This window comes from Burkholderia sp. DN3021 (genome assembly GCF_049805555.1).
Lineage (GTDB): Bacteria > Pseudomonadota > Gammaproteobacteria > Burkholderiales > Burkholderiaceae > Burkholderia > Burkholderia pyrrocinia_C.
The window spans coordinates 1-16,239 of sequence record NZ_JBNCAB010000045.1; the positions used below are offsets into that span (position 1 = coordinate 1).

Annotated in this window: 19 protein-coding genes; 10 read left to right on the forward strand and 9 right to left on the reverse strand. The window is 63.1% G+C overall.

Features of this window, described 5'->3' with window-relative positions; all coding sequences use genetic code 11:
* A partial coding sequence (locus tag ACPUER_RS21490) for a DnaA N-terminal domain-containing protein (RefSeq protein ID WP_425132058.1) occupies nt 1-317 on the reverse strand: 317 nt, incomplete at its 3' end.
* Between the two features lie 421 nt (nt 318-738).
* Between ACPUER_RS21490 and rpmH the strand changes: the two genes are divergently transcribed.
* The 4 genes from rpmH to yidC all read left to right on the forward strand — a co-directional run bounded on the left by rpmH (nt 739) and on the right by yidC (nt 3,365).
* On the forward strand, nt 739-873 hold the full coding sequence (rpmH, locus tag ACPUER_RS21495; RefSeq protein WP_004198824.1) for a 50S ribosomal protein L34: 135 nt from the start codon (nt 739-741) through the stop codon (nt 871-873).
* A gap of 15 nt (nt 874-888) precedes the next feature.
* Nucleotides 889-1,350 (forward strand): ribonuclease P protein component, encoded by a 462-nt coding sequence (rnpA, locus tag ACPUER_RS21500; RefSeq protein ID WP_031401531.1) that lies wholly within the window; start codon nt 889-891, stop codon nt 1,348-1,350.
* Between the two features lie 75 nt (nt 1,351-1,425).
* A complete protein-coding gene (gene yidD, locus ACPUER_RS21505) occupies nt 1,426-1,692 on the forward strand; it encodes a membrane protein insertion efficiency factor YidD (protein WP_009694594.1) in 267 nt (88 codons plus the stop codon).
* A gap of 8 nt (nt 1,693-1,700) precedes the next feature.
* Nucleotides 1,701-3,365, forward strand: a complete 1,665-nt coding sequence (gene yidC / locus ACPUER_RS21510; RefSeq protein WP_425132059.1) for a membrane protein insertase YidC — start codon at nt 1,701-1,703, stop codon at nt 3,363-3,365.
* Between the two features lie 129 nt (nt 3,366-3,494).
* Here yidC and ACPUER_RS21515 read toward each other — a convergent pair whose 3' ends face one another.
* A complete protein-coding gene (locus tag ACPUER_RS21515; protein WP_310135857.1) occupies nt 3,495-3,929 on the reverse strand; it encodes a transcriptional regulator in 435 nt (144 codons plus the stop codon).
* A 338-nt stretch (nt 3,930-4,267) separates the two neighbouring features.
* Here ACPUER_RS21515 and mnmE point away from each other — a divergent pair, with 338 nt between their 5' ends.
* Nucleotides 4,268-5,662, forward strand: a complete 1,395-nt coding sequence (gene mnmE, locus ACPUER_RS21520) for a tRNA uridine-5-carboxymethylaminomethyl(34) synthesis GTPase MnmE (protein ID WP_072437636.1) — start codon at nt 4,268-4,270, stop codon at nt 5,660-5,662.
* A gap of 495 nt (nt 5,663-6,157) precedes the next feature.
* On the opposite strand, the gene ACPUER_RS21525 is transcribed toward mnmE, so the two are convergent.
* The 6 genes from ACPUER_RS21525 to ACPUER_RS21550 form a co-directional block, all read right to left on the reverse strand.
* Nucleotides 6,158-7,015, reverse strand: a complete 858-nt coding sequence (locus tag ACPUER_RS21525) for a DUF6402 family protein (protein ID WP_425132060.1) — start codon at nt 7,013-7,015, stop codon at nt 6,158-6,160.
* Nucleotides 6,927-7,376, reverse strand: coding sequence for a hypothetical protein (locus tag ACPUER_RS21530; protein ID WP_425132061.1), 450 nt, complete (start codon nt 7,374-7,376; stop codon nt 6,927-6,929). The genes ACPUER_RS21525 and ACPUER_RS21530 overlap by 89 nt, the downstream gene beginning before the upstream one ends.
* 1,219 nt (nt 7,377-8,595) lie before the next feature.
* Nucleotides 8,596-8,718: a hypothetical protein gene (locus tag ACPUER_RS21535; protein WP_256260617.1), complete on the reverse strand. Its 123-nt coding sequence runs from the start codon at nt 8,716-8,718 to the stop codon at nt 8,596-8,598.
* Between the two features lie 150 nt (nt 8,719-8,868).
* The gene (locus ACPUER_RS21540) at nt 8,869-10,227 is read right to left on the reverse strand and encodes a sensor domain-containing diguanylate cyclase (RefSeq protein WP_425132062.1); all 1,359 of its coding nucleotides are present in this window, start codon (nt 10,225-10,227) and stop codon (nt 8,869-8,871) included.
* Between the two features lie 110 nt (nt 10,228-10,337).
* On the reverse strand, nt 10,338-10,586 hold the full coding sequence (locus ACPUER_RS21545) for a DUF2795 domain-containing protein (RefSeq protein WP_425132063.1): 249 nt from the start codon (nt 10,584-10,586) through the stop codon (nt 10,338-10,340).
* A gap of 115 nt (nt 10,587-10,701) precedes the next feature.
* Complete coding sequence (locus ACPUER_RS21550; RefSeq protein ID WP_034179470.1) at nt 10,702-10,872, reverse strand: hypothetical protein; 171 nt, start codon at nt 10,870-10,872, stop codon at nt 10,702-10,704.
* A gap of 151 nt (nt 10,873-11,023) precedes the next feature.
* Here ACPUER_RS21550 and speG point away from each other — a divergent pair, with 151 nt between their 5' ends.
* The 3 genes from speG to ACPUER_RS21565 all read left to right on the forward strand — a co-directional run bounded on the left by speG (nt 11,024) and on the right by ACPUER_RS21565 (nt 13,151).
* Complete coding sequence (gene speG, locus ACPUER_RS21555; RefSeq protein WP_175963260.1) at nt 11,024-11,566, forward strand: spermidine N1-acetyltransferase; 543 nt, start codon at nt 11,024-11,026, stop codon at nt 11,564-11,566.
* A gap of 492 nt (nt 11,567-12,058) precedes the next feature.
* Nucleotides 12,059-12,406 carry a surface attachment protein Sap1 gene (gene sap1, locus ACPUER_RS21560; RefSeq protein WP_034179393.1) on the forward strand — a complete coding sequence of 116 codons (348 nt, stop codon included), beginning with the start codon at nt 12,059-12,061 and terminating at the stop codon, nt 12,404-12,406.
* Nucleotides 12,407-12,596: 190 nt separating this feature from the next.
* On the forward strand, nt 12,597-13,151 hold the full coding sequence (locus ACPUER_RS21565) for a YaeQ family protein (RefSeq protein ID WP_072437633.1): 555 nt from the start codon (nt 12,597-12,599) through the stop codon (nt 13,149-13,151).
* A gap of 21 nt (nt 13,152-13,172) precedes the next feature.
* Here the strand turns inward: ACPUER_RS21565 and ACPUER_RS21570 are convergent, their stop codons facing one another.
* Complete coding sequence (locus ACPUER_RS21570) at nt 13,173-13,586, reverse strand: VOC family protein (protein ID WP_034179392.1); 414 nt, start codon at nt 13,584-13,586, stop codon at nt 13,173-13,175.
* A 430-nt stretch (nt 13,587-14,016) separates the two neighbouring features.
* On the opposite strand from ACPUER_RS21570, the gene ada reads away from it, so the two are divergent.
* Together ada and ACPUER_RS21580 are read left to right on the forward strand one after the other, a co-directional pair.
* Nucleotides 14,017-15,108 carry a bifunctional DNA-binding transcriptional regulator/O6-methylguanine-DNA methyltransferase Ada gene (gene ada / locus ACPUER_RS21575; protein ID WP_425132064.1) on the forward strand — a complete coding sequence of 364 codons (1,092 nt, stop codon included), beginning with the start codon at nt 14,017-14,019 and terminating at the stop codon, nt 15,106-15,108.
* Nucleotides 15,105-16,064: a DNA-3-methyladenine glycosylase family protein gene (locus ACPUER_RS21580; RefSeq protein WP_425132065.1), complete on the forward strand. Its 960-nt coding sequence runs from the start codon at nt 15,105-15,107 to the stop codon at nt 16,062-16,064. Before ada ends, ACPUER_RS21580 begins: the two co-directional genes overlap by 4 nt.
* The last annotated feature ends 175 nt before the right edge of the window (nt 16,065-16,239 follow it).

The window sequence follows — 16,239 nt, forward strand, 5'->3', positions numbered from 1 at the left end:
GGGCCGCCCGGCTGCAGCGGCGCGCGCGGGGCGGCCGACGTGGCGCCGGCAGCGGCGCTGCGCATGCCGGCCTTCGGATCGAGGACGAACTGGACTTCGATCGGCGCGTTCCAGAAATCCCGGGCCAGATCGGAGATCCGGCCCGAAAACTGGCTCTTGACCCAGTCCAGCTTGAAGCGGTTCGGCGCGGCGATGGACAGCGTGTTCGCCGACGCATCGAAGGCCACCGGGGCCAAGGGTTTGATCCACGTCACGTACTGCTGGGGCGTCAGCTCGCGCTCCAGCAGTGCGGAACAGTGTTGCCAGAAATCGTTCATCAAGTAGCTGTCGTTTTTTGCATGCACAGCGCGGCTCGCCGGCGCCCTTGTCGCGGTGGCGCAACAAGGCCCGAAGCGGTCGTGCGAGCGTGCCTCGGACGCCTGCGTCACAGTCGTGCAGAGGCAGGCGAGAGCCGGGGCGGCGTGCGGGATTCTTGGAGATAAGGCGAGATTCTAACGCCAAACGCGGCCACAGCGGGACTTATCCACAGGCTGGATTTGTGGGTCGCGGGGCCGGATCGGCGCGGGCCGGCACAGGCGCGTGACGCGTAAAGTATTGACCGTCAAGAGAAAAACGGTTTAAATAGCGGGTTCCGCGAAAACCAATCCTGTATTCCCGGCGATTGCGTTCGCCCGAATGCCTCCGGTTAAGGGCACGCGGTCCCCTGAATTTCGACATTCTCGAACAAGTGAGAACATCATGAAACGTACTTACCAACCGTCCGTGACGCGCCGCAAGCGCACCCATGGCTTCCGTGTCCGCATGAAGACGGCAGGCGGCCGCAAGGTCATCAACGCTCGCCGCGCGAAGGGCCGCAAGCGCCTCGCCATCTAAGGCGGGTTGCACGCTGTGTCCGCCGTCCGCAGTCCTGCGGAAGGTGCCGTCGAGCCGGGTGCGAATCCGTCGCAGACGAAAGCCGCCTTCCCGAAAGCTGCGCGACTTCTGAAAACGGATGAATTTTCATCCGTTTTTCGTTTGCGCCCCTGGCGGCGTTCCGCGCACTTCGTGATTTACGGCAAGCCGACCGGTCAGCCCGCGCGTCTGGGGCTCGTCATCGGCAAGAAGTATGCGCCGCGTGCAGTCACGCGTAACCTCGTGAAGCGGCTGGCGCGCGACGCGTTTCGCTTGCGCCGGGCCGAGTTCGCCGGTTACGACCTGCTGCTGCGGCAGCACACGCGCTTCGACAAGAAAGCGCTGCCGAGCGCGGCTTCCGCCCCGCTCGCGGCGATGTGCGCGGCCGAAATCCGCGAGCTGCTCGACAGGGCAGTCCGGGAGATCGCCCGCCGTGCGTCGAAGCCCGCGTCCGAGTGACGCATCCGTGCCCGGTGCGGCGTTCGCGCCCGCCCGGCCGGTTTTGACGCGGCGCCGAACGGCGCCGCCCAAGGTATGGAAACGGTCTTGATCGCGTTGCTGCGCTTCTACAAGGTTGCCGTGAGCCCCCTGCTCGGCAACCGTTGCCGTTTTTATCCTTCCTGTTCGGATTACGCGCGCGAGGCAATCCAGTATCATGGCGCCGCGCGCGGCACGTATCTCGCCGTCAGGCGCGTGTGCCGATGCCATCCGTTTTCCGCGGGCGGCATCGACCTCGTCCCGCCGCCCAACTCCGACACCCGCGCTCGCGGCGAAGCCGACGCGCGGTCCCATCGACTCTGAGACAACGCATGGATATCAAACGCACCGTCCTATGGGTGATCTTCTTCATGTCAGCTGTCATGCTGTACGACAACTGGCAGCGTTCCCATGGACGCCCGTCGATGTTCTTCCCGAGCGCCACGCAGACGGCCCCCGCGGCCGCTGCCGGCGGCGCATCGGGCACGGGCGCGACGACGACCGCAGGTGAAGTGCCCGCCGCCGCAGCCGGCACCGCACCGTCGACGACGGCACCGGCCGCCCAGGCGCAGCTCGTGAAGTTCTCGACCGACGTCTACGACGGCGAAATCGACACGCGCGGCGGCACGCTCGCGAAGCTGACGCTGAAGAAGCAGGGCGACGGCAAGCAGCCCGACCTGTACATCACGCTGTTCGACCACACGGCCGGCCACACGTATCTCGCACGCTCGGGCCTGCTCGGCGGCGATTTCCCGAACCACAACGACGTCTACACGCAGGTGAACGCCGGCTCGACGTCGCTGACGGGCGACCAGAACACGCTGAAGCTGTCGTTCGAATCGCCGGTGAAGGGCGGCGTGAAGGTCGTCAAGACCTACACGTTCACGCGCGGCAGCTACGTGATCGGCGTCGATACCAAGATCGACAACGTCGGCACGGCGCCTGTCACGCCGACGGTCTACATGGAACTCGTCCGCGACAACACGGCCGTCGAAACGCCGATGTTCTCGCACACGTTCCTCGGGCCGGCGGTCTATACGGACGCGAAGCACTTCCAGAAGATCGACTTCAGCGACCTCGACAAGAACAAGGCGAACTTCGAGAAGTCCGCCGACAACGGCTGGGTCGCGATGGTGCAGCACTACTTCGCGTCGGCATGGATTCCGCAGTCGGGCGTGAAGCGCGACATCTACGCTGAAAAGATCGATCCGGCGCTGTACCGCGTCGGCGTGAAGCAGCCGGTCGCGGCGATCGCCCCGGGCCAGTCGGCCGACGTGCAGGCACGCCTGTTCGCCGGTCCGGAAGAAGAGCGCATGCTCGAAGGCATCGCGCCGGGCCTGGAGCTCGTGAAGGACTACGGCTGGGTGACGATCATCGCGAAGCCGCTGTTCTGGCTGCTCGAGAAGATCCACGGCTACGTCGGCAACTGGGGCTGGGCGATTGTGCTGCTGACGGTGCTGATCAAGGCCGTGTTCTTCCCGCTGTCGGCCGCGAGCTACAAGTCGATGGCGCGCATGAAGGAAATCACGCCGCGCATGCAGGCGCTGCGCGAACGCTTCAAGAGCGATCCGCAGAAGATGAACTCCGCGCTGATGGAGCTGTACAAGACCGAGAAGGTCAATCCGTTCGGCGGCTGTCTGCCGGTCGTGATCCAGATCCCGGTGTTCATCTCGCTGTACTGGGTGTTGCTCGCGTCGGTCGAAATGCGCGGCGCGCCGTGGATTCTGTGGATTCACGACCTGTCGCAGCGCGATCCGTTCTTCATCCTGCCGGTGCTGATGGCCGTGTCGATGTTCGTGCAGACGAGCCTGAACCCGACGCCGCCGGACCCTGTCCAGGCGAAGATGATGAAGTTCATGCCGATCGCGTTCTCGGTCATGTTCTTCTTCTTCCCGGCCGGCCTCGTGCTGTACTACGTCGTGAACAACGTGCTGTCGATCGCGCAGCAGTACTACATCACGCGCAAGCTCGGCGGGGTCAAGAAGAAACCGGCCTGACGTCCTTGGCACACGCGGGCGGCGAGCCGCTCGCGATGCGCGCAAAAAACAAAGCCGCATGGTTCGCCCATGCGGCTTTGTTGTTTCTTGGCGGCGGCGCGCGGTGTGCGATGCGCGAGCCGCTCCCGGTCAGGATTTCTTCGTTTCGATTTTCGGTTCGCCGTAGAACTGCTCGACCAGTTCCTGAACGAGGTAGCGGTGATGCGGAGACAGTGCCTCGATCTTCGACGCGAGTTCGATCGTTTCGGGCGTCGGCGGATAGCGTTCGTCGCGCGGCAGCGGTTGCGGCGTCGGGCGTTCGATCACGCTCGGCGACGGCCCGTAATGCAGCCAGTGCAGGTCGACGCGCAGCCATTCGGCGAGCGTTTCGAGTTTGTCCGACGTCGGAATCGTTCGGCCCGTCAGCCATTTGTGCGCGGTTTGCGGCGAAACGGGATGCGTTCCGCGGTGACGCAGATTGAACTTGTTCGCAAGCTCCGTCGCGCCGGCGACCTTCTCCGGACTGCGCCGCAGGGCGAATTTCAGGCGTTCCGAGAACGCGGCTTTTTCTTCGGATGTCGGCATGGGGGAGATTGTGCAATTCCACCGACGTCTTTCAGACAACCATATGAGATAAACATATCTCGTTCGGACTAATCCCGGACTTGCGCAGGATGAGCAGCGGAATTGAGGGACGCAGTGTCAGGCCGCTCCGGCAGGCAGACTTGTCCGAAACGGTGGCTGTGTCATCGCGCTGGGTTGATACTCGACTTATCCCCCGTGGGATAAATTCGGGTGAATCCGAATCCCGCGTGGCGCCCGGTGGCGTGTGAGCCGGCACGCTACAATGCCGGCGTTCCGATGCCCGAACTGTTGCGCGGGCGCACCACTCACTGCCTGATCACCCGATTCATCCGATTCCCATGCTCGCTACCGATTCCGATCCGATCGTCGCCATTGCCACTGCTGCCGGCCGGGGCGGCATCGGCGTCGTCCGCGTGTCGTTCGGGCGCGGCGGCGAGGCGGCCGCGCTGCCGCTGATCGACGCGCTGTGCGGGCAGAAGCTCGCGCCGCGCCATGCGAGCTACGTGCCGTTCCTCGACGAGCACGGCGCGCCGCTCGACCGCGGGATCGCGCTGTATTTCCCGGCGCCGCATTCGTATACCGGCGAGCATGTGCTCGAGCTGCAGGGGCACGGCGGGCCGATCGTGATGCAACTGCTGCTGCAGCGCTGCCTGGATGCGGGGCGCGCCTTCGGGCTGCGGCTCGCGGAGCCGGGCGAGTTCACGCGGCGTGCGTTCCTGAACGACAAGCTCGACCTCGCGCAGGCCGAGGCGGTTGCCGACTTGATCGAGGCAAGCACCGAGGCGGCGGCGCGCTCGGCCGGGCGTTCGCTCGATGGCGCGTTCTCGCGGCAGATCCATGCGCTCGTCGAAGACGTGATCACGCTGCGGATGCTGGTCGAGGCGACGCTCGATTTTCCGGAAGAGGAGATCGACTTTCTGGAGGCCGCCGATGCACGCGGCAAGCTCGCGAAGATCCGCGCGCAGCTCGCGCACGTGCTCGGCGATGCGCGGCAGGGTGCGCTGCTGCGCGAGGGATTGTCGGTCGTCCTTGCCGGACAGCCGAACGTCGGCAAGTCGTCGCTGCTGAATGCGCTGGCCGGCGCGGAACTGGCGATCGTCACGCCGATCGCCGGGACGACGCGCGACAAGGTTGCGCAGACGATCCAGGTCGAAGGGATTCCACTGCACATCATCGATACGGCCGGGTTGCGCGAGACGGAGGATGAAGTCGAGCGGATCGGGATTGCGCGCACGTGGAGCGAGATCGAGCGCGCGGACGTCGTGCTGCATCTGCTCGATTCGCGCACGGGGCTGACGCCGGATGACGAGACGATCGCCGCGCGGTTTCCGGGCGGCGTGCCGGTGGTGCGGGTGCTGAACAAGACGGATCTGACCGGCGTGCCGGCTTGCGTCGAGCATCCGGCGGCGGAAGGGGATCTGACCGAGGTGCATCTGTCGGCGAAGCGCGGCGACGGGATCGACATGCTGCGCGCGGAACTGCTGCGGATCGCGGGGTGGCAGGCGGGGGCCGAAGGCGTGTATCTCGCACGCGAGCGGCATTTGATCGCGTTGCGAGCGGCGCAGGAGCATCTGGCGCAGGCGGCGGATCATGCGGAGCAACGGGCGCAGTCGCTGGATCTGTTTGCCGAGGAACTGCGGCTCGCGCAGGAACAGCTCAATGCGATTACCGGGGAGTTCACTTCGGACGATCTACTGGGGGTGATTTTCAGCAGGTTCTGTATCGGGAAATAGAAGCGAAAAGGATTGCAGGGCGGGAATGGCACAGCCATCGCCCGGCAATAGAACGTGCCTGCATCCGCGTGACGACTGCAAGTCAGATTGACACTGTGGTTTTACAGATGCGGACGGGCCGCTAGCATCCGATCGATAAACGATGGCGGCAGCGATATATATACGGAATCATCTCCGCCGTCACCTTTTGAAAAGGACACGTAGGCCTCGCTATAACTATTCCAGGAAATTTCGGGAATCGGTATGCTGAATGTGTGCTGGGCTATTAACCTCCCAGTTTGTGCGATGTATACGCGACCAACATACCGCGAATCTCCACCCGGAACCCAAGCTAAAAGGCACAGGTCGGCAAGATACATCCCATCTGGAGATGTCGACGTTCTACACTCTTCCCCTCGAGGCGTTCGGTCAAAGGCAAAGGTACCAACCAGTGCCATGATGAGCAGTGTATGAGTAATTTTCAAAGAAATCGTCATGATTTATTGTTGAATTTGATCATAGTGAAATTTCTATGGGAGGGGAGATTGGGATGAATTTTTTGTCAGAGTAGATGATAAAGTCGCCGCCTCTGTCATGTATCTTAGACCATTTTCTAAAATCGATATTTTCTACCGGATAGTGGACGTTCCCCTTGATGAGTGAGTCGCCTCTGGCGACGGCGTATTTGACATATGGGATATGCTCGGAGTTCGAGAATGCAGCGATTGCACTATATGGAACAATGATGACGCCGTCGCTACTCCAATGTCCTAAGTATTGGGATCGCTCATTAGATTTATCGGTGAATGTATAGTTGTCTTTCACATACACCCACACTCCGGTCACTTCAGCTATTGTTCTGTGTGAATCCACGTCCCACGAGAAGCGCGCGCTTCCGAGCGCCACATAGATATTGAAGGACCCGAGTGCTCCGGATAGGTCGTCAGGTACACCATTGTTGCGAAGTTGTGCATCTAGTTGAGTTTCGATTTTCTGCCCAAACGTGCTGTCTACTTTTGAGTATTGAAATTGGAATCTTCGGTGCAAATCGCGAAGATCATTGCCACATATGTCGTCGGTGTAGAGTCGCGCTGCGCAGTCTTTATGCGGGATCAGCAGTTTGTAAAGCTGGATTCTGGATTTTGGTGAGCGAATCATTTCATTAATAAGGTGGTCGAATTGCCGCTTCGCTCGGGGGAAGCGCGGAATCCAATCCAATTTAATGGTAGACATGTCATACATGTCGGATGGATATGGTTTTCCATATTGATTGATTTCTAACGACTCATCCGAAGAAGTCCGTGAATAATTTAATTTTCCAGAGAACCATCGCTCCATAAGTTTGGCAGATGTCGGAAGGTACATTTTGCGCATTGCTGCGGGAATCTCTTGAATATCGAACGCTGGTACGGGATCGCCCTTTTTTAGTTTCACGATGGCGGGTTTGGGAGGGGGGGGAGGCATTTAGCCAAACTTGAAAGCGTGCCAGCGCCTTGCCGGCCCTTTCCAAGTCATCAACCATTTTGTCAAGCGAATCGCGCTTGGGCGTGGCGGAGGAATGTTTGAGTTCAGTTGCGTTCGATTTTTGTTGCATCGGAAGCGGTGGCGCAGGTTTATCCATGGATAACGAGATGTTTGGAACAATCTTGCATCCATCAGCACCGTCATGGAGTTTCCACTTCCAAAAAATTTTATTTATCGTGAAATAGGGAATTTTTTCCTTGTTTGATGGCATTTCTATTTTAGATCCGGTGATGTTGGGCGGTTTGCGCGATGCCTGTTACGCTAGCGTGATCGCACCCGTAAAATCAATCGGACTAGTTCGAAATCGTTGTTAACGTGACTGGGTTTGGGGCCAAATATTCTTGGGGTTTTCTTGGCCGTCTAAGCGCACCGGGATCGTGAGGCCGTCGATAGGTATGCAGATATTCAAAGGAGTTGCGACTTTTTATTTTTCTTGGCAAGGTGGCGGTCGGGCGTTAGCTATCATTGTGCTGGCGTCAACGGTGGCCGGCGCAGCGGGTATTCCACGGGTAGAATATCCCGTTGCGGTCGGTGATATGCGAGTCGCGGGGAATGTCTATTACCCGGTCCGGAATGGCTCATTTCGCGAGTGGTAGCGGCGTCATCATCGAGGCGGCGATTTTGTTATTTTTTCGGACTACTGCTAAGTGACGTTGCAGGAACCCATCAAACTTCGGCTCACATGAATCTTCGTATTAATGATTCGGGCGTGTTGTTAATGATAGCCCTCCTGACGATAATATTGCCCGTTGTCGTGCTCGCTTCGGCAGTGAGATTGCTGAATGCTTTCTTATCTGGCTCAAGAGGTTGGGCTGATGTTATTGCGAGTGAGATTAGGATTTTCATTCGGCGCGCATTCGTTTCGGCTGCCGTCGTCACTGTCCTCGGGTTTGGCTGAAGCTACTGGAAAGACGTACAACTGCGCGCGATTTGCGATTCACGCGAACAAAAGATCGAGCGTTCTTCGCACGGTGGCTATTGGGCACGGTACTGTTATTTTGGAGATACGATCGTTCTCAGGCTCTACGACAGGGGGGGGGCGAGCACCTCGTCGCCGAGCGAACGTATCGGGACGGGTCTCGCTTACCTGTTGAGCTTCATTGGGCGAAGGAGGCATTGATGTACCCCCAAGGGCTCGAGTTCGGTGCAACATTTGGCGAAATCAGTTTGCCGCCGACTTTTCTTGACCGGATGTTGGCGCGGCTTCCCTAGCAGACCACGTTCGGCGCTTATGCTTCGCAAGCACGTCGTGCTCAAGGGAGTGGGGCTCCGATTGGGCGACGGTCGATGCAAATGCGATCGACAGCGTGCCAGGTGAATGTAGCTGCTGGCGTGCAGAGTGACTACGCCGGCCTGATTGAGTTGCGGTCCGGATCATCGATCCAGCATGGGCGAGCATGCTGATCGACTCGTCCGGACCCCCACCCGCATCAATCCCAATGCCGATGATGGTGGTAATACCCGCCACCACCGTAATACCCGCCGTCCGGCACGACGATACAGCCGCTCAGCAACACGGCGACGCCGGCAATCAGCAAAAGGGTTTTCTTCATGGCGCTCACCTGCTCGGGTTCGATATGAAACCGAGCATAGCGAGCGCCCCGAACACCGGCTGTAAGCATTGGTATCCCTGCCTCGCATTGCGTAACGGCGCATTATTCCGGTCAAAATGACCTAACAAATACCCCAAACAGCAGACGTATTCAGGCGACCACAACCCTGTTACGCCCCGCATCCTTCGCACGATACAGAGCGGCATCGGCGGCTTCGATCAATGCATCGGGCGTGGACAGATCGTCGGCCGACACGGTCGCACAGCCGACGCTGACGCTTACGCGTCCTGCCGGCGAAGCAGGCATCGCGAGGTCCAGCCGCAGCACCGCTTCGTGCGCTTCCTCGGCAACGACCCGCGCGCCGCGCACACCCGTGTTCGGCAGCACGATCGCGAACTCCTCGCCGCCGTAACGCGCGACGATATCCGCTGGCCGCCTCACCGCGCCGGCCAGCGCATTTGCGATCGCGATCAGGCACGCATCGCCCTTCACGTGACCGAACGCATCGTTGTATGCCTTGAAGTGATCGACGTCGACCATCAGCAGCGACAGCGGTTCGCCTTGCCGCCGCGCCTGCAGGAACAGCGTGTGGAAATGATCGTTGAAGTGGCTGCGGTTGAACGCGCCCGTCAGCCCGTCGCGAGCGGAAGAACGAATCAGCATTGCATGCGCCTCGAACAACTGCTGGTACAGCATCGTCACTTCCCACGCGAGCACGCACACGAGCACACCGGGCGTGAACATGCTGAACACGCGCGCGACGTACCAGCCGACCGTGAAGCGGTTCGTGGTCAGCAGGTTCAGCGTCGTGTCGGTGAGACACGCGAGCACCGCGATCGCGAGCCAGAGGTCAAGCGTCGTGCGCAGCCGACCGGTGGCCAGCACGGCCACGAGCGCAAGCGCGTTGAGTATCCACACGACGAGCGCGACGCCGTTGAAGGGCAGCACGGCCGCGTCGCCGGGCGGATGGAACGCGGGCGGCAGCGACACGTTCAGCGCGAGCGCGCACAGCAGCGCGGCCGCGATGGCCGGCCCGCCGACGAGCGCGACGGTCCACCGGCGCGTCTGCTGTTCGCCGACCGGTGCGCGCGTCAGTCGTTCGCGCGCGAGCAGCGCGGCCATCACGAAGCACGGGAAGCCCGCATGCCAGAAGATCCACATCCACGCGGCGCTTTGCGGGCGTGCGCCGAGCAGGCCGTGCGGCGCGAACACGCCCGGAAAGGTGAGCAACTGCAGCGCGACGGCGAGCGCGGTGAACGCATAGGCGCCGCCGAGCGCGCCGAGCACGGGCTGGCGCGTCACGGTGAACTGCGCGCCGAGGAAGAACGCGGCGATGCTCGCGGTCGTGAACACGGTGAGCGCGCACATCGGCATGAACGGCTCGACGGCCGGCAGCGTGACGTTCGCGTGCGGCGCGGCGATTCCGAGCGCGAGCAGGATGACGAGCGCCGTCAGCGCGCCGAACCAGAGCTGACGACGCGTCGTGTGCTGGATCAGGATGCCTTCCATGGAGTCCCCCGGACACGCGTGCGCAAACGCCCGCTCTTGCGCCGGGCGGCGCGCATCCCGGCCGCGGCGCGACCGGTGCGGCCCGATCCTATCGCGTTATTGGCGCGCGCTCAAATGCCGAGCCCCGGGCCGAAGTTGCCGGCGACCCAGTGCGTGACGGCGTCGACGTCCGCGTAGTCCTGTTCGGGCAGGCCGTCGAGCATCGACAGCACCTCGTTGCTGGCGCCGGCGTCGCGCGCGGCATCGACGATCGCATCCTTGTTCGCCGGGTAGCGGACGGCCGCCAGCACGTCGGCGATCTGCAGGTCGATCGTTTCGTTGGGAATATCGTGCGGAGGGAGGGTGGGCTTGTCGTTCACGTCGGCGTCTCGCGGGTTGGGCGGGAATCGGATCGAAGCGGAATAAGGGTGCACTACGCGTTGTCCGACCCGGGGTGGCCCGGCCGGCGCGTGCCGCGGATCGACGGCGATCGGCTCAATGCCCGCGTCGCACGCGGCGCCACGGATGCTTCCAGTCGATGTGCGGGGCGTTTTCGTCGCGCGGATGCTGGCGCCGATGTTCCTGCCAAAGTTCGTCGGAAAACAGCGCCGTGACGATCACGAGCGGCAGTACGAGAAAAATACCGAGTATGACTTGCTCGATCACGATAGCCTCCTTGCGGTGGCAGGAACCCTTGCTCACATTCTAGGCTCTGAACTTCGCCGGCGTTCAACTTCTTGCAGTGCGGAACAGGCCCGAACGCGGCCGCGCCGCGCGGGCGTTCCGCACGTGCGCCGGCATCAAAAAGGACATGAACATGCAACTCCAGAACGATACCAACACGCTTGCGCTGCGGCCGCTGGAGCGCCAGGACCTGCGCTTCGTCCACGAGTTGAACAACGACGCGAAGATCATGCGCTACTGGTTCGAGGAGCCGTACGAAACCTTCTCGGAACTGTCGCAACTGTACGACCGCCACGTGCACGACCAGCGCGAGCGCCGTTTCGTCGCGGTCGATGCGCAAGGCGAACTGGTTGGTCTCGTCGAATTGATCGAGCTCGACTACATCCATCGCCGCGGCGAGTTCCAGATCATCATCGCGCCGCAATGCCAGGGGCGCGGCTATGCAGGCCAGGCGACGCGCCTCGCGATCAAGTACGCATTCAACGTACTGAACATGCGCAAGCTGTACCTGATCGTCGATACGACGAATGCGGCGGCGATTCACGTGTACGAAAAATGCGGGTTCCAGCACGAGGCTGAATTGAAGGAAGAATTTTTCGGCAACGGCGCGTATCACAATGCTTATCGCATGTGCATCTTCCAGCGCGATTATTTCGAGCGCCAGAAATCGGCCTGAATAAAGCAGGGTAAACACGCTGACGAAAGACGCCTGCGGCACGGCCTCCGCGGGCGCAGGATGCATGCGGGGAAACACGGATAAATACGGATGCGCTTATGCCTGGCATTTTTCTTGTATCAGGTAAATGCGATTCCGCGCTGCGGTAAAGTCGGATCGTTTCGAATGACTTTATGTGCAGCGCATCAAAATGATCCGGATATCGAAATGGATTATCCAAACCGTTCAATCGCCGCCTTGTAACTTTGCTGAAAGTCTTGCCGGGTAATGCTTTCCGCCCGGCGCCACGAGCCTGTCCACCACGCGGCAGGCGTGGTCCCGCACGGAAAACGCGCTGCGCACGGGGTGCGACAATCCGCCGCTATTGCGATCGCACAACAAATGTGCTTGCTATCGCTTGCCGGTCTTCTAAAGTGAAAAACGTGGGTTCACGATCACCTTTAAACACATAGCTAACCCAAGCCTGGTGCCCGCAAGCCTGGAGACAAAAAAATGATGAAGCGTACCGGTATCCTTTTTGCCCTCGTCGGCGCATTTTGCGCAGTGTCGATTGCCCAGGCCGGCGGCGATTCGGCCGTCAAGCCGAAGCAGGAAATCCAGCTGACGAAGAATGCCTGGGGCTGCCTGTCGAAAGACAATCTGGATTCCGTACTGAATCACGAGCGCGACGGCAAGTCGCAGGCGAAGCAGCAGTACTTCGACGACTACCGCTGCCTGTCGGTGCCGGAAGGCCAGCGCTTCCGCGTGGTGTCGGTCGACCAGGGCGACGTGCAGTTCGTCAGCGCAGACAACAGCGACCAGCAGGGTCTCTGGGCCGATTCGCGCTTCGTCAAGCAATAACCGCACAGTCACTGCGCAGTCGCACGACGCGCGAGCGCGCCGGCCCGATCAGCCGGCGGCGCGAACCGAACACGGCCCGGTGCATGCCGGGCCGTTGCGCTGTGAGGGCACACATGACACGCGCCGGACGGCGCGCATTCGGTATCATCACGGCCCGACCGAACCGAATGCCCGCCCGGGCCGCATCCGCATGGCGCTGAAATCCACGATCTACAAAGCCGAACTGCAAATTGCCGACATGGATCGGCATTACTACGCCGATCACGCGCTGACGGTGGCGCGCCATCCGTCGGAAACCGACGACCGGATGATGGTGCGCATCGTCGCGTTCGCACTGTTCGCGCACGAGCGGCTCGAATTCTGCAAGGGGCTGTCGGACGTCGACGAGCCCGATCTGTGGCAGAAGGACCTGACGGGCGCGATCGACGTGTGGATCGAGGCCGGCCAGCCCGACGAACGGCGCATCTCGAAGGCGGCCGGCCGCGCCGGGCAGGTCACGGTGATCGCGTACGGCGGCAAGACGTCGGATATCTGGTGGCAGGGCGTGCGCAGCAAGGTCGAGCGGCTGCGCAACGTGCAGGTGCTGTCGCTCGCCGATGGCGTCGCGGCCGAGCTTGGGCAGCTCGCGGAGCGCACGATGCGCCTGCAGTGCACGGTGCAGGACGGCGCGGCGTGGATCTCGAGCGCGGACCACGATCCGGTCGCGGTCGAATGGACGGTGCTGAAGGCGCGCGCGGGCGCGTGACGGCCCGCGCACCGGCCGTGCTCAGCCGATCGCGGCCGGCGGCCCCTTGAATTCCAGCATGTTGCCTTCGGGATCGAACAGGTAGATCGACGGCCCGTAGCCGCCGGCGCCGTAGCGCTCCGCGGGGGCGCCCGGCCGCGCGCCATGCGCGGCGAAATGCGCGATCAGTGCGTCGGGGTCGAACGGCTCGACGCGCAGGCACAGGTGATCGAGGTTGCGCCCCGTGCCGGGCGGGCCGCTGTCGGGACGGTCGATCGGGCCGCCAACCGACAGCAGGTCGATCAGCGCATCGCCGGCGCGCAACTGCACGAGGCCCAGATCGGGCTGTTCCTTCTCCACGTGACAGCCGACGGCGTCGCAGTAAAAGCGCGTCATCGCCGCCATGTCGGTCACGCGCAGCACGATGTGATCGATCGCGCGGATGGTGGGTTTCATGGGCAGGCTCCGTTCGTAGTCGACGAGCATCGAGTGTAGACGCAACGCGCCTGCGACGCCGGCCGGAACGCGGCACAATCGACAGACGAAAAAAAGCCCGTTCACGCAGAGCGGAACGGGCTTAATCCATATCAGGAGGAGACATGGAGGAGACAGTTCCAACTATACACACGGCGATGGTGCGACGCAATATTCAGAATGCAAAAAAACGTCAGGACGGCGATTTGTCGCATCCGCACTGCAGCAAATTGGTGACGGGACAATGACGAAAACCGCGCCGGATCAGCCGGAGCGGGCGTTTTGTCCGATTTATTTCGGGGTGATCCGCCCCCGGTTCGCCGGCGCGAATCACAGAGCAAGATTCAGGGCGCGACGGCACGTGCCGGTGTCTAGAGTAGGCACCATCTACACTAGAGAGTGCGAGGTTCAGATGAAAACCGCCTATCCGACCGACGATGCCCGCTGGGGCGCCGTGACCGAGCGCGATCCGCATGCGGACGGCGCGTTCTTCTATGCCGTGAGCACGACCGGCGTGTTTTGCCGCCCGACCTGCGCGTCGCGGCTGCCGCGCCGCGAGCATGTGTCCTTCTTCGCCGATCCGGCGGCCGCGCGTGCGGCCGGCTTCCGGCCCTGCAAGCGGTGCCAGCCGGAAGGGCTGCCGCGCGAACTCGAGATCGTCAACCGCGCGTGCGCGGTGCTCGACGCGCATGCCGAGCGGCTCACGCTTCAGCAACTGAGCGACGCCGTGCACGTGAGCCCGTTCCACCTGCAGCGGCTCTTCAAGCGCGTGGTTGGCGTGTCGCCGCGGCAGTACCAGGCCGCGCAGCGCGGCGCCGCGTTGCGGCAGGCGCTGCAAAGCGGGCAGCCGGTCACGCAGGCGGCCGTCGACGCGGGCTTCAACTCGCCGTCGCGGCTCTATGCGTCGGTGCCGCGCGAGCTCGGGATGGCGCCGTCCGCGTTCCGCCGCCAGGGCGCCGGCCTGCGGATCGACTATGCGACCGCGTCGACGTCGCTCGGCGCGGTGCTCGTCGCCGCGACCGAACAGGGCATCTGCCGGATCGCGTTCGGCGACGAACCGGCGTTGCTGGTCGGCGAGCTGAAGGACGCGTTCGCGCGCGCCGAACTGGTCGAATCGTCCGCGCGGCTCGCGCCGTTCGTCACGCAGATCCGCGCGTACCTGGACGGCACGCGGCACGCATTCGACCTGCCGCTCGATATCGCGCCGACCGCGTTCCAGCAGCGCGTGTGGGAAGCGCTGACGCATATTCCGTACGGCGAAACGCGCAGCTACTCGGAGATCGCCGAGGCGCTCGGCTCGCCGCGCGCGGTGCGCGCCGTCGCGTCCGCGTGTGCGTCGAACCCGGTCGCGCTCGCGATCCCGTGCCACCGCGTCGTGCAAAAGGGCGGCGCGCTCGCCGGGTATCGCTGGGGCGTGCGCCGCAAGGCGACGCTGCTCGCGTCCGAGGCGCGCCATGCGCATCACGATGAAACCGAAGCCGTGACGGAGGGAAGTGCGGTTTGAGCATCGCTAAAACAACAATCACGTCAACCGTGAACGGCGGCCATGTGCCGCCGTCCGCGCAGATGGAACTGCGCTTCAACGCGCCCTACGACTGGGCGCGCGTGCTGCGCTTCTTCAGCGGGCGCGCGATTCCGGGTGTCGAGCAGGTCGCGGACGGCGTGTATCGCCGCATCGTCGACCTGCATGGCGACTCCGGCCGGCTCACCGTCACGAAACATCCGCGCAAGCATTGCCTGATCGCGACGGTCGAAGGGGCGGTCGCGCGCCATGTCGACGATGCATTCGCCGCGCGTGTCGCGACGATGTTCGACCTCGGCGCCGATCCGGCCGCGATCGGCGGCGGGCTCGCGCGCGATCCGTGGTTCGCGCCGCTCGTCGAGGCCGCGCCGGGGCTGCGCGTGCCGGGTGCATGGTCGGGGTTCGAGCTGGCCGTGCGCGCGATCGTCGGCCAGCAGGTGAGCGTGAAGGCCGCGACGACGATCGTCGGCCGGCTCGTCGAACGGGCCGGCGAGCGTGTGGTGCATATCGACGATGGCGCGCCCGCATGGCGTTTCCCGACGCCCGACGCGCTGGCCGCGTGCGATCTCGACAAGATCGGGATGCCCGGCAAGCGCGTTGCGGCACTGACGGGCGTGGCGCGTGCGGTGGCGGCCGGCGACGTGCCGGTCGATCGCACGCATGCCGATCTCGCGACGCTGCGCGGCGCGTGGCTCGATCTGCCCGGCATCGGCCCGTGGACCGTCGAATACATCGCGATGCGCGCGTGGCGCGACCCGGACGCGTGGCCGGCATCCGATCTCGTGCTGATGCAGTCGATCGCCGCGCGCGATCCGTCGCTCGACCGGCTGGCGAGCCAGAAGCGCCGCACCGAAGGCTGGCGGCCGTGGCGCGCGTACGCGGCGCTGCATTTGTGGAACGAAGTGGCCGACCGGGCGGGCGGCGCGCGCGGCGGGTGACGGCGGGTGACGGCGGCGGCCCGCGCTCGGGTGCGGTCGGACGAGGCCGCGACGCAACCCGTTGCGCAGGCCGTTGCCGTTCGCCGGCTGCGGGCCATCACGACGATTCGGCGAATCCGGCGCCTGCCGGATGTCGGGCGCGCAATGCGCACGTATGCCTCTTTCCTCTGTCAGT

Bases quoted from the DNA above. Each gene is read 5' to 3' on its own strand.
- sap1 (WP_034179393.1), top strand. From the start codon at position 12,059: ATGATGAAGCGTACCGGTATCCTTTTTGCCCTCGTCGGCGCATTTTGC.
- mnmE (WP_072437636.1), top strand. From the start codon at position 4,268: ATGCTCGCTACCGATTCCGATCCGATCGTCGCCATTGCCACTGCTGCC.
- ACPUER_RS21535 (WP_256260617.1), bottom strand. From the start codon at position 8,718: ATGAAGAAAACCCTTTTGCTGATTGCCGGCGTCGCCGTGTTGCTGAGC.
- speG (WP_175963260.1), top strand. From the start codon at position 11,024: ATGCAACTCCAGAACGATACCAACACGCTTGCGCTGCGGCCGCTGGAG.
- yidC (WP_425132059.1), top strand. From the start codon at position 1,701: ATGGATATCAAACGCACCGTCCTATGGGTGATCTTCTTCATGTCAGCT.
- ACPUER_RS21570 (WP_034179392.1), bottom strand. From the start codon at position 13,586: ATGAAACCCACCATCCGCGCGATCGATCACATCGTGCTGCGCGTGACC.
- ada (WP_425132064.1), top strand. From the start codon at position 14,017: ATGAAAACCGCCTATCCGACCGACGATGCCCGCTGGGGCGCCGTGACC.
- yidD (WP_009694594.1), top strand. From the start codon at position 1,426: ATGGAAACGGTCTTGATCGCGTTGCTGCGCTTCTACAAGGTTGCCGTG.
- ACPUER_RS21525 (WP_425132060.1), bottom strand. From the start codon at position 7,015: ATGCGCAAAATGTACCTTCCGACATCTGCCAAACTTATGGAGCGATGG.
- ACPUER_RS21565 (WP_072437633.1), top strand. From the start codon at position 12,597: ATGGCGCTGAAATCCACGATCTACAAAGCCGAACTGCAAATTGCCGAC.
- rpmH (WP_004198824.1), top strand. From the start codon at position 739: ATGAAACGTACTTACCAACCGTCCGTGACGCGCCGCAAGCGCACCCAT.
- ACPUER_RS21540 (WP_425132062.1), bottom strand. From the start codon at position 10,227: ATGGAAGGCATCCTGATCCAGCACACGACGCGTCGTCAGCTCTGGTTC.
- ACPUER_RS21515 (WP_310135857.1), bottom strand. From the start codon at position 3,929: ATGCCGACATCCGAAGAAAAAGCCGCGTTCTCGGAACGCCTGAAATTC.
- ACPUER_RS21530 (WP_425132061.1), bottom strand. From the start codon at position 7,376: ATGCCATCAAACAAGGAAAAAATTCCCTATTTCACGATAAATAAAATT.